Here is a 12,212-nt window from a genome sequence, read left to right as displayed (position 1 = left end):
ATCTAGCCTATTTAGAAAGGATAACGTTTTTTTTAGTAAAGTTTAACCGTGTGAAAAATGACTAACTTGAGCATTAAGCTTACAAAATGAATAACCAAATAACCTGCTTCCTTTATTTTTTGATGGAAGGTTATTTGGTTTTATATTGATATGAGTGAATTAAGGATTTCTTAAGAACCTATTAAGAAATAAGTGAGTTTTAGGAACTAGAATAAATTTATCTTAACAGTAATAAGTGAATTAATGGTTTAAACGGAAGTCCTTAGAGCATGTCAAAAAACTAATAAGTAAGTATTTCAGGAGGTTTTTATGAAAAAGAAAATGATTATTGCACTTGGTGCTTCTGCTATAATACTGACTAATTTTGTAGGAAATACTTATGCAGATTCGAAAACAGAAGTTTCTGTTACAGCTCCCTACAATACAAATCAAATAGCGGAATGGTTAGAAGCGCATGCAAAGCCTTTAAAAACAACTAATCCAACTGCATCTCTTAATGATTTAAAACCACTTAAGAATATGGTAGGGTCAGCTTCAATTGTAGGTTTAGGTGAAGCTACGCACGGGGCTCATGAAATTTTTACAATGAAACACCGCATTGTAAATTATTTAGTATCTGAAAAGGGCTTTATCAACTTAGTTTTAGAGGAGGGATGGGACAGAGCCTTGGAACTTGATCGATATGTTCTTACTGGTAAGGGAAACCCAAGCCAACATCTATCACCTGCATTTAACACGAAAGAAATATTAAATCTACTTGAATGGATTCAGCAATATAATGCTAATCCAAAACATAAATCTAAAGTGCGAGTAATTGGGATGGATATTCAATCAGTAAACGAAAATGTTTATAATAATATAATAGAATATATAAAAATAAATAATTCAGATCTTGTGCCTAGAGTAGAAGAGAAGATAAAAGGTCTTATTCCTGTAACAAAGGATATGAATACCTTTGGAAGCCTTACGAAAGAAGAAAAAGAAAAGTATATTTCAGATGCTAAACAAATCAGTGCTTTATTAGAACAAAATAAAAGTTATCTAAATGGAAAATCCAAAGAATTCGCATGGATAAAACAAAATGCCCGTATTATTGAACAGTTTACTACAATGTTAGCATCACCTCCTGATAAACCATCGGACCTTTTTTTGAAACATGATATTGCAATGTATGAAAATGCGAAGTGGACTGAAGAACATTTAGGAAAAACTATTGTATGGGGACATAATGGACACGTTTCGAAAACAAATATGATTCCTTTTATATACCCTAAAGTAGCTGGGCAGCATTTAGCGGAATATTATGGAAAACGGTATGTATCTATTGGAACATCAGTTTACGAAGGACGATATAATGTATATAATAGTGACCGTGAATTTGGCCCATATGGAACATTAAAATCAGATGATCCAAACAGTTATAACTACATCTTTGGACAAGTCAAAAAAGATCAATTTTTTATTGATTTACGTAAGGCGAACGGAGTGACAAAAACTTGGTTAAACGAACAACATCCAATTTTCGCTGGAATAACTACCGAAGGCCCTGATATACCAAAAACTGTTGATATATCATTAGGTAAATCGTTTGATATACTTGTTCAAATTCAAAAAGTGAGTCCATCTCAACTACATCAATAAATTTGTAATAATGTGGCTCAACGAAGTGTAGTATTGATGGTAGTGTTAAGTGTCAATAGAGTTGTTTAAAAATGTCAGTCATGTTATTCCATTAAAGGGTCATTAGATGGAGTAAGTGTTTTCAAATTAAAGGGGATGTGGGGTAGAACCACATCACTATCAAGCTAACAAAATAAAATACCCCCTAAAATGAAAAAATACGCTTTCTTTCTGTAGACTTATAGGAAAGGATAACGTTTTTTTTACACTTGGGGGTAAAGCAAATTCTTAAGTTAATGGACGTGTGGCGGTATCCCAAAACAAGAAAAGTACAATTGTATTTTTAAATATAGGGAAATAAGAAACACTAGACAAATTGTTTAGTGTTTTTTATTTGTGTAATCTTTGGCAGTACATATGATTTACAGTATGAAAAGATTACAGGTTATAATAAAAGAAATAGAAAAGGAGGCATATTGTGAAACTTCGTCGATATTTCAATATAGTTACTATTTTCGTTTTATATACATTACTGATGTTTTACATCGGATGGAACGGATGGGTTTGGCTTCAAGCGACTTTCGGCTGGGAATCGTGGGGGTATTACGCCGTGGTAGTTGGATTATTTTCATATGCGTATTTAATTGTTCAGGTATTCAAGTTTCTACCTTTTTTAAGGACAATTGGTTCCTATTGGTTTGCGGTGATACAATATGCCCTTATATTGTTACCACTCGCTGATATAGCGGTATTTCTTTTACAACTATTCACACCGATAGATACGGTGATTATGTGGACAGGGATTGTGACTCTTAGTATGTTCATTTTCATATTCGGTTACGGGACATTTAACGCGTATAGTCCGGTTGTTCGAAAATATGAAATTCATATACCGAAAGAAGCGAAAGGTCGTAAAACACTTCGCATTGCGATGGCTTCTGATATGCATTTTGGTAAACTATCAGGCATTTCTCATTTGAAAAGGTTAGTGCATCACGTAAATGAGATGAAGCCAGATATTATCGTGTTTCCGGGAGATATTATTGATGATCATCCAGGTGAATTTATTAAGAAAAACATGGGACAAGTGATGAAACAGATGCAGGCGCCTCTTGGTGTGTATGGGGTACTCGGAAATCATGAATATTACGGGAGAGCAATCCCAACATTTCTGCAAGAGATGGATAAGATAGATATCCATATCATGTTAGATGAAGTCATCAAAGTGGAAGATAGTTTTTATCTTGTTGGAAGAAGAGATAAAACAGAGCGAGATCGGAAAAGCTTTGAAGAACTTATGAGTATAGTAGATAAAGAGCTTCCCGTTATTGCGATGGATCATCAGCCGTTTGAACTAAAACAAGCAGCAGAATCTGGCGTTGATTTACTATTATCAGGCCATACACATCGCGGGCAAATGGCGCCGAATCATTTGATTACGAGAAGAATGTATGAACTAGACTGGGGATACTTGCAAAGGGAAACATTTCATGCAATTGTTTCTTCTGGATTCGGCTTTTGGGGACCACCGCTACGGCTTGGTAGCCGGTCGGAGGTTATTCAGATTGATGTTACTTTTAATTAATGTAATAAAAACAACCATTCCATTTCGAATGGTTGTTTTTATTTTTAGTGACGAGAGCCATGTGGACGGTCAAACCAATTCCAAAATTCAATATCTCCAAGTGTAGCGTCACGTACATGAGGGGAGTTTTGCAATTTCATATTTTGCAAGATAGGCGTTTTCTGTACTTGAAACATCGGGTAAGTGAAAATCTTTTAGTGTTGTTGTTTTATATTTTGTTTCTTTTCGCTTCCAATCAATGAAAGCATGGTAGGCGATTGTAAATAACCAAGGCCGAACTTCTTCACCTTTGTAATAGTCAATGTGGACGAGCATGCGATAAAAGGTTTCTTGCATTAAGTCTTCTGCTGAGTGGAAGTCTCCGGTTAGGGAGAGAAGATAGCGAAAGAGGTCATGCATATGTTGTTTATAAATTTCTTCAAGTGTGTGCTTGTTTTTCACTTATCTCCTTCCCTTCACTTATAACAACGAATTTCATTTATAAAAGTTACAAATTTCTGTAAAATAAAGTGAAACTTTAATCAGTGGGGAGCTTCATCCCCCCCACTGATTATTAGCCCTCACGAATCGGGCTTTTACGGGTAGTTGATTCCCTCTAGCTTCTTTGCTTTTGCTGAATGGGGGTCTTACTGCCCGTTAATGCGGGATAAAAGCAAAAAACGTCAAGAAAACAATTGTCTTTTCTTCTATCATAATACATATAAGGCGGGTGAACAGAGATGGAAAGCTATGAAACACAAATTCAAAAAGCAATTGATTATATTGAAGAAGATGTAATGGAGAAACAAACATTAAGTGATTTGGCCCGTATTGCAGGTTTTTCAGAGTATCATTTTCATCGTGTATTCCAAGCGTTAGTAGGCGACACTGTCATGGAGTATGTTCGGAAGAGGAGGCTAGCCCGGGCAGCTTATCAGCTTTCTCATACGGAAGAAAAAATTCTTGATATCGCATTAGAACACGGCTTTCAATCTCATGAAACGTTCATTCGAGCCTTTAAAAAGTTGTTTCATATGACGCCAAGTAGCTACCGAAAGCAAGGAATTCAGACGCCAATGTATCATAAAGCAAATGTGAAGCAACGAAAGTTCAATCCATATTTAGGGGGAATACAAATGGAATTTCGTATTGAAAAGAAGCCAGCGTTTTATGTAGCGGGATATGAGATGAAAACAACTAGTAAAGAAGGAAAAAACCTTACAGATATTCCGTCATTTTGGGATTGTTATTTGAAGAATAATCTTGCGAGTAACATTCCAAATCGTAAACATACAGAGCAATATGTAGAGCTTGGGATGTGCACAGATTTTCAGTTAGAAACAGGAGAGTTCACATATGTGATTGGAATGGAAGTAACAAGTTTTGATGGCGTACCAACTGAACTAGCGCATCGCACGTTCCCAGAAGCAACTTACGCTGTATTTACAACGCCTAAAGTACCGCATGAAGATATGGTGTCCTCTATTCAACAAACGTGGAATGCAATTTTCACAGAATGGTTCCCTCACTCAGGGTATGAGCATGCGGGAGTGACAGAGTTTGAATTATACGATGAACGCTGTCATGCGGATAAGAGTGAATTTGCGCAAGTTGAGATTTGGTTGCCGGTGCAGAAGAAACAACAATAAGAAGAGAAAAGAGTTTCCTAATCATGTAGGAAACTCTTTTTTGTTATTTCTTTCTGAATATTGACGATATTTATTTTTCATTGTTACGATAGCGATGTTGTTGTAGAAATTGCACGAGCACGAGAGAGGGGTGGGGGGAATGAATTACGAAATTTTAGTAGAAGAAACAAGGGCTAATTTACTAGAAAATATGCATGCAGGTGTAATATGCGGCGTGAATGAGAAGAAAGAAGTGAAATATCAGGTAGGCAATGCGGAACATAAGACATATTTCCGCTCTGCAGCGAAACCGATTCAGGCTTTGCCAGCTTTTCTTACGGGAATTGATAAAAAGTATGAACTTACGAAGGGAGAGGCAGCGTTACTTACAGCTTCTCATCGCGGAGAGAGTTACCATATTGAAGCGCTGGAGACGATGAAAACAAAGTTATCAATCAATGAAAATGAATTGTTTTGCCCGGCATCTTATCCATTGAATGCGAAGCCAAAAGAAGATATGCTATGGCAAAATGTAGAGAAAAGAAAGCTATATCATAATTGTTTTGGTAAGCATATGGGATTTATCGCTGTATGTCACGAGTTAGGATATCCGGTAGAAGGGTACTGGGAAAGAGAACATCCACTTCAACTTAAAATACTAGATATTCTATCGTATTTATCTGAGTGTTCACTTTCTGATATACATATTGGTGTAGATGGGTGTGGTGTTCCTGTGTTTGCTATTCCTTTACGCAATATGGCAATTACGTATTTAAAGTTAGCGTGTCCGCATTTAATTGGTGACGTTGCTTTAAGAAATGCGGTGGAGAGAATGACGAGTGTTATGAATCAAGAATATAAGATGGTCGCTTCTGCAAACTTTATCATTTTAACCGAGAAGACCCCCTCCTCTAAACGAAGTGAAGGTGGGGGATGAATCGGTTTTTTCTTTTTAAAGAAAACATCTCTCCTTTTCGGAATTAACGTTCGATTGGGTGTATAATAATCTTATCAAATAAATGGAGGTGAGAACAGGTGAAGAAAGCGTATTTTTCGAAACGGATCTACAAGATAGATGTACCGCATGAAATGGTAGATGCATTGGCAGAGACAATCGAAACATTTAATCAGGCAAAACGCTTTGCGTTTCAAACGATTGTTCGTGAAAAACGTTGGAACCGTAAGTTGTATACAGACAGTCTTCATCTCGTTCTCAAGCGGAACTATCAATTGAATGATTATTATGCAAACAGTGCGGCGCAAGAAGCAAAGGCGTTGTTTCCAGGTTTAATGGCGTTACAAAAACAATATGAGAAGCAAACGCAAGAGAAGCTTAAGAAGCTCAAGAAAAAGTTGAAACAAGAACGGACAAAACTAACAAATCTTCGCAAAATCAAACAAAGTTGTGTGAAAGGAACGCTGACGTTTCCGAAAAACACTCGCTTCGCAAAACACAACAACCTCATCTCCTTATCTCGTAAAAAAGACACCTTAATTTGGCTAAGTGAATATCTGTTTGAACACCAATACTTAGATGTTCAAATGAAAAGAATTCAGGCGAAAATCGGTCATCTCACTCACAGACAATCCCGTTTAACGCAAAAACTTTCATCCGATCAAACGAATATTCCAAGCGCAGTATTTGGAAGCAAAAAACTGTTTCGCTCGCAATTTACCATCCGCGAGTTTGTACGTAACCATGACAAATGGAAAACATTATTTTCTCGTGCTCGAAATAAACAACTGATCCTATCTGGACGGAAAGATGCCAAACATGGCAATTTTGTATTTCAGTATGTGCCCGAGACAAAAGAATTGTGGATGACGACAAGTTTCGGGAAAACACTTATGTTTCCAGCTGTTACGTTCCCATATGGACAAGAAGCCATTGAAGAAGTAATCACAACCCAACTACAGTGCAAGAATAAGAAAAAGTATGGCAAACCGATCGCATGGTCTGTGGAAGACTATGGTTCCTATTATATTGTGAAATGTGTAGTCGATGTACCGGAAAATCCACACACGAATTACAGCACATCAGATGGTGTGATCGGTGTAGATTGTAATCTTGAGCATTTTGCTTGGGCAAATGTAACGAAGGATGGAAATTATAAAGGAAGTGGTTCCCTTCGTTTTTCTATCATGGGTAAATCCACAGGACAAATCACAAAGATCATCGAAGCGGAAGCGATTCGCTTAGTGGACTTAGCGGAGCGGTATAACAAACCAATTGTACTAGAGAAACTAGATACGACCCAATCGAAAACAGGGAATCGATATGGGAATAAGCGAGCGAATCGGATGAAGAGTATGTTCGCGTATGAGAAGATGACCAGTGCAATTCTGAATCGTGCAAATAAAAAGGGCGTGGCTGTCTTTCAAGTGAATCCCGCGTACACTTCAATCTCCGGAAAGATGAAATATATGCGGAAATTCGGCATCTCTATTCATCAATCCGCAGCTTTTACGATTGGACGCCGTGGGTTAGGGTATAAAGAAAAAGTGCCCAAGGTATTGCAGTCTTATATTCCAAATAAAGAAGCACATCACTGGAGCCATTGGCATCAATTAAACAATCAATTGGATATTCGCACGCATCATTTCTATCAGTTATACGACGTAGATCAGCCGAAAGAAGTTTTACAAATCGAGCGATTAAACTTATTTGAAAATGAAAAGAAAAAACTAGCAAAACGATTTGCATGATAAAAAAAGAACACCTTGTCCCAGATTTTTACGCTTATTACCAGAGCAGATAATAAGTCTAGGAACTGGATGCATGACAAAGTGTTCTAGCCTCGATATAAGAAAAAGTAGCTGTACCTATTGTGTTTGCCTTTCGTCGGAAGATAGAATAGGTCGTCTTACATTCCATACAGACACTACCGAACTCTATATCGTTGTATCCTCTTTGTTGAACGAGAGGAACTGTTTTTGTGAGGACAGAGACAGGAGAACCCTCCACCTCAAGCTCTTGTAGAGGTAGGTGGGGGTAGTTCAATTGTTCTACTTTGTTGGAAGACCCAAACATTGTAGCAAAAGGCGGAGCGAAAGGTGTTTATTGCTTTGGTTTGAGAGAGGAGAAGCTTGGCGTTGCATTAAAAGTGCTAGATGGTTCGGAAGATGTATGGCCTAACATTGTTGCCTCTATTTTGGAACAAATTCAGTATACGAATAAAGAAACGATAGCTCGGCTTCGGGTACTTCGTCCAACGATTATGAAAAATGATGGGGGCATTGAAGTAGGGGCTGTTCGTGAAGTGTTCACTATTTAGTGCCGGTCAAGAATTGTAGCGTTAGATGATTTTATATCTGAATAATTAGAAAAACGTCATTCTTTTTGTAGAAATATGCAGAAAATATGGCGTTTTTTTGAACAAATGTATTAAGCACTAATAAACTAAAGTCACTTTCTTAAATCTGAAAACAAAATATGTTACGGTATCATTAACTAAAAAATGGACATGTGTGTTGAGAATTTTGATTGGATTAAAATTCTCAACAGCATTTTAAGCGTTTTTTAAGAAATGGCGCGTAGTATATGCTTTGCATGCCTATTCTATAAATTCTATTGTATTTCACTAATTGAAAATATTTCAGGATATGTATAAATGTAATGACGATGCAATGGTTATGGGTATGTAATTTATGTTGAAGGTGGAGTTTATGAAAAGCAAAGTTTCGGAAATTACAATATTAAGAAGTTTAGCATGTTTAAGTGTAGTTCTCATACATGCTATAACACGAAGTCCTGCGAATTTTGAATCTGAAAATACAATAGATGTATTGGTATCATATCTTCAATTACTACTTATGTACGGTACACCTATGTTTGTGTTTATATCTGAATTTGTCATCGTTTATAACTATAGAGATAAAATACCGAATCAATTCATTTTCAAAAGAGTAAAATTTATTTTATTGCCTTATATATGTATGGGTATTTTTTATGCGATTCAGTCAAATTATATGAATGGACTCGATGCAATTGTAGTACAATCTATAAGACATATTGTATTAGGGGAGTTTCATGGTTATTTTGTTTTGATTATATTTCAATTCTATTTCCTCCACATGATTTTTAATAAAGTAGAGAAGTTTCTTTCTCCTAAATTTGTTCTTGTTGCTGCGCTACTTATCAATGTAATCTATTTAGGCTTCTTTAATTTTGTTCCACCTTTTGATATTCCATATGCAAATGATATTTGGTATTACTACTCGTGGATGCCATTTCCAGGTTGGATCATTTACTTTTTTATTGGATATTATGCAGGTACTCGTTATGAGGAGTTTAAGACATGGTTAAATAAAAATCAGAAATGGATTATTTCTTCATGGATCGTAACAGGAACCACAGTAATCCTTTTCCAATACTTTGAGATTTTAACTATGACGAGTTCTAAAAGAGTGGATGTTCTTTTATTTACAATATGTACAATACTAGTGCTTTTCCAGATTGCATCCCAAATAAAGCATGTACCTAAAGCTTTAATATTAATCAATAAGTATTCATTTGGAATTTATTTGCTACATCCATTTTTTCATCGGACGATATCTAATATGATATTAGAAAAGTTTCCACAGTTTAGTACTCTTTTTGGATCCATAAGTATTGATATATTGGTTGGTATATTATGTCCAATTCCTGTGGTATATCTTTTAAATAAGACAAAAATAGGTCCATATATGATAGGGAAAGTAAGAGTGAATACAAAACCAAAGTTACAAAATCAAGAAGTGTACCGTACAAAGGCTTACGATATGTAATATGGATACGATAGCATGAAACAGATTAAAACATTAACAAGAAAGAGCAACTTTAATCAGCGAAAGCTTGATTAAAGTTGCTCTTTATATGAAGATGGTTTTTGGCAGTTAGGTGTGAAGGGAAATACCATTGTAATAGATGTCCCTTCCCCAAGTTCACTTTCAATAGAAATTGTACCGTTATGCGCCAAAACAAGTTGTTTTGTAATCGCTAAGCCAAGTCCTGTTCCGGCATTATTTTCTTCTGTATTTGTCCCACGATAGTATCGATCAAATAAAAGTTCTTTCGTTTGTTCATCCATCCCTTTTCCATTGTCAGAAATAGAAAGTGTGAAAGAGTGTTTATTCTGTCCAAGTTTTACAGTCACATTTGTTGTTTCGTTATTATGTTTTACTGCGTTTGCCAATAAGTTCTCGATGATGCGCTGGAACCATTTTTCTTCAATAGAATAATGAATGCTACTGGAGCTAGGAACAAATTCTATGTTTTGATTTTGAAGTGTTGGGTTGTTAATAAATTGTAATAAGACTTTTTGAACAAATTGATTAATCTCAACTTGCGAGTGCTGCGAAGGAATCGCATTATTTTTTAATTGGTACGTTAAGCTTAAATCATCAATGAGTGTGGTCATATATTGAGATTTGTCTCGTATCACGCGGCCGAATTCTTGAATGTCTTTATCTGTCCAGTTATATTGATTTGGCTCTAATAAAAGAGAGTAACCGTAAATGGAACTAAGCGGTGTTTTTAAATCATGTGTTAGTCCAGCGATCCATTCTTCTCGTGTTTGCTCAATCACTTTTCGGATAGACTCATTTTTTTTGAGAACAACTGTAAGGTGTTCCAGCGCATTTGTTACATCTTTAAATAGCCTAAATGACCATTTTTCTTTACCAGAGCGCCTGAAACGAACGGTCTTTCCTTTTTTATTGAGCGGTTCCTCATATGTTCCGCCAGCAATATTTTTGAGCCAGCGCATTGTATGTAATAATGGTTTGCCAAATTTTCTTCCATACCAAATAGAAAGAATAACTAAGTAGACGAAAGCAATTAAAATTGAAACACCAAACCCTATGGATATTTTTTTCATTAATATATCATCATTCATATCGGATGGAGAATAGTAATCATTTTTTACTGTTATCGTAAATAAGGTTTCATCTTCTGGGTTGTAAAAACTAGAAATTGTTTCTTTCACATTCCAAGGCTCTTTTTCCGAAAGCGCAGCTTGAATGGCTGAAAAGGATTTTCTTTTTAATTTTGGATAAGCAAAAATCTCTTCTCCTTTTGCGTTAAATATTTGTAGCGTAGCCCCTTCTTTCGTAAGCTGTTTCTGTTCCTTTTCTGTTAAAGCGAAGGAAGCTGCTAACAGTGAACTGTGTTCTTGTCTTAATTGTTGCAGTAACACATTGCTTTTTATATTTCCGCCATAAATCACAATTACTTTTTTTTCATCTACTTCAATGTTCCAATACGTCAATTTGTAAGGGTTTTGTATTTGGTGCTGTAAATAGGCAACTAATAATGTTTTCGTATAAGAACCAGGAACATCTTCAGGGGTGTTGAAGTCATAAAGTACTTTTCCATTTTCGTCAACGATTTGAAGCCAATCATTTTTCTCCTCAACCATTTTTTCTATTTCAGAACTTAACGTAATCCGTTTATTTTCTGAAGAAACGGATTGGGAAATCGTAAAGTCATCAAACTCAGGAACGTTTGGTTCATAAAGGGTCGTATTCAAAAGATGACCTAAGTAGACGAAAGCAATGATAACTGCAATGAGTAAAGTAAACAAGACAAAAATATGTTGGATAATAAATTGGATAATGAGTCTTCTCCTTAAATTCATAGTCATCACCTAATTTGTAATGAACTTATATCCAAGCCCGCGCACTGTTTTTATATACTTCGGGTTACTTGGATCAAGTTCAATTTTTTCACGGAGCTTTCGAATATGGACCATAACGGTATTGTCATCACCATTATAAGCAGGGGCACCCCATACTTTTTCGTATATCTCTTCTTTTGAAAATACGTAATTTGGATGCTCACAGAAAAAGAGTAATAGTTGAAAGAGCTGAGCTGAGCATTCCACAATTTCTCCATCTACTTTTAATTCAGCAGCATGTTTATCTACTTGGAATCTCCCAAATGAAAGGGTATGTTCTTTTATTGGTTGTAGCGCTTGTTTCATATGTCTTCGAAGTTGTGCTTTCATACGAGCGACAACTTCAAGTGGATTGAATGGTTTTGTAATATAGTCGTCTGCCCCGTATAAGAAACCAGATACTTTATCTAAATCAGATGATTTAGCTGTTAGAAAGAAAATTGGACAGTCCGTTTTTTGACGGATGATTGGACAAATATCAAAACCAGATTGTCCTGGAAGCATGACGTCTAAAATCATTAAATCATAATGATTTTTCTCCACTAAGAGCAAAGCTTCTTCAGCGGAAGTAGCCGTTGTCATATGGGAAAAACCTTCTTTTTGTAGAATCGTAGTTAATAGTTGTAGAATTGCTGTTTCGTCATCGACAATTAAAATATTTGCATGATACAATCTGAATCGCCCCCTATTTTCATCGATTATCATAACATTTTCTTGTAAGTTATGGGATTTTTAAGGAAAATT

8 protein-coding genes and 3 pseudogenes are annotated in these 12,212 nt (G+C 35.8%); 7 read left to right on the top strand and 4 right to left on the bottom strand.

Annotated elements, in window-relative coordinates:
- The first annotated feature begins 309 nt into the window (after window positions 1-309).
- A complete protein-coding gene (locus LOK41_RS17285; RefSeq protein ID WP_241817575.1) occupies window positions 310-1,641 on the top strand; it encodes an erythromycin esterase family protein in 1,332 nt (443 codons plus the stop codon).
- Window positions 1,642-2,098: 457 nt separating this feature from the next.
- Complete coding sequence (locus tag LOK41_RS17280) at window positions 2,099-3,205, top strand: metallophosphoesterase (protein WP_241817574.1); 1,107 nt, start codon at window positions 2,099-2,101, stop codon at window positions 3,203-3,205.
- Window positions 3,206-3,249: 44 nt separating this feature from the next.
- Here the strand turns inward: LOK41_RS17280 and LOK41_RS17275 are convergent.
- Window positions 3,250-3,345 (bottom strand): annotated as a pseudogene (locus tag LOK41_RS17275) (anti sigma factor C-terminal domain-containing protein); the annotation flags it as partial.
- Window positions 3,335-3,646: pseudogene (locus LOK41_RS17270) on the bottom strand (RNA polymerase sigma factor); the annotation flags it as partial. The pseudogenes LOK41_RS17270 and LOK41_RS17275, both read right to left, overlap by 11 nt.
- 278 nt (window positions 3,647-3,924) lie before the next feature.
- Between LOK41_RS17270 and LOK41_RS17265 the strand changes: the two are divergent.
- From LOK41_RS17265 to LOK41_RS17245, 5 genes and pseudogenes are all read left to right on the top strand, one after another.
- Window positions 3,925-4,833 carry an AraC family transcriptional regulator gene (locus LOK41_RS17265; RefSeq protein WP_241817573.1) on the top strand — a complete coding sequence of 303 codons (909 nt, stop codon included), beginning with the start codon at window positions 3,925-3,927 and terminating at the stop codon, window positions 4,831-4,833.
- Between the two features lie 139 nt (window positions 4,834-4,972).
- Entirely contained in the window at window positions 4,973-5,749 is a 777-nt protein-coding gene (locus LOK41_RS17260; protein ID WP_241817572.1) for an asparaginase, read from the top strand.
- 98 nt (window positions 5,750-5,847) lie between these two features.
- Window positions 5,848-7,518, top strand: a complete 1,671-nt coding sequence (locus tag LOK41_RS17255) for an IS200/IS605 family accessory protein TnpB-related protein (RefSeq protein WP_241817571.1) — start codon at window positions 5,848-5,850, stop codon at window positions 7,516-7,518.
- Between the two features lie 290 nt (window positions 7,519-7,808).
- Window positions 7,809-8,087, top strand: a pseudogene (locus LOK41_RS17250) (asparaginase); the annotation flags it as partial.
- Window positions 8,088-8,478: 391 nt separating this feature from the next.
- A complete protein-coding gene (locus LOK41_RS17245) occupies window positions 8,479-9,579 on the top strand; it encodes an acyltransferase family protein (protein WP_241817570.1) in 1,101 nt (366 codons plus the stop codon).
- A 71-nt stretch (window positions 9,580-9,650) separates the two neighbouring features.
- Here the strand turns inward: LOK41_RS17245 and LOK41_RS17240 are convergent, their stop codons facing one another.
- Window positions 9,651-11,429 carry a sensor histidine kinase gene (locus LOK41_RS17240; RefSeq protein WP_241817569.1) on the bottom strand — a complete coding sequence of 593 codons (1,779 nt, stop codon included), beginning with the start codon at window positions 11,427-11,429 and terminating at the stop codon, window positions 9,651-9,653.
- Window positions 11,430-11,438: 9 nt separating this feature from the next.
- The gene (locus LOK41_RS17235) at window positions 11,439-12,140 is read right to left on the bottom strand and encodes a response regulator transcription factor (protein ID WP_241817568.1); all 702 of its coding nucleotides are present in this window, start codon (window positions 12,138-12,140) and stop codon (window positions 11,439-11,441) included.
- Window positions 12,141-12,212: the final 72 nt, after the last annotated feature.

The organism is Bacillus sp. TL12 (genome assembly GCF_022625245.1).
Taxonomy (GTDB): Bacteria; Bacillota; Bacilli; order Bacillales; family Bacillaceae_G; genus Bacillus_A.
This window is presented reverse-complemented; position numbering and strand designations above follow the sequence as displayed.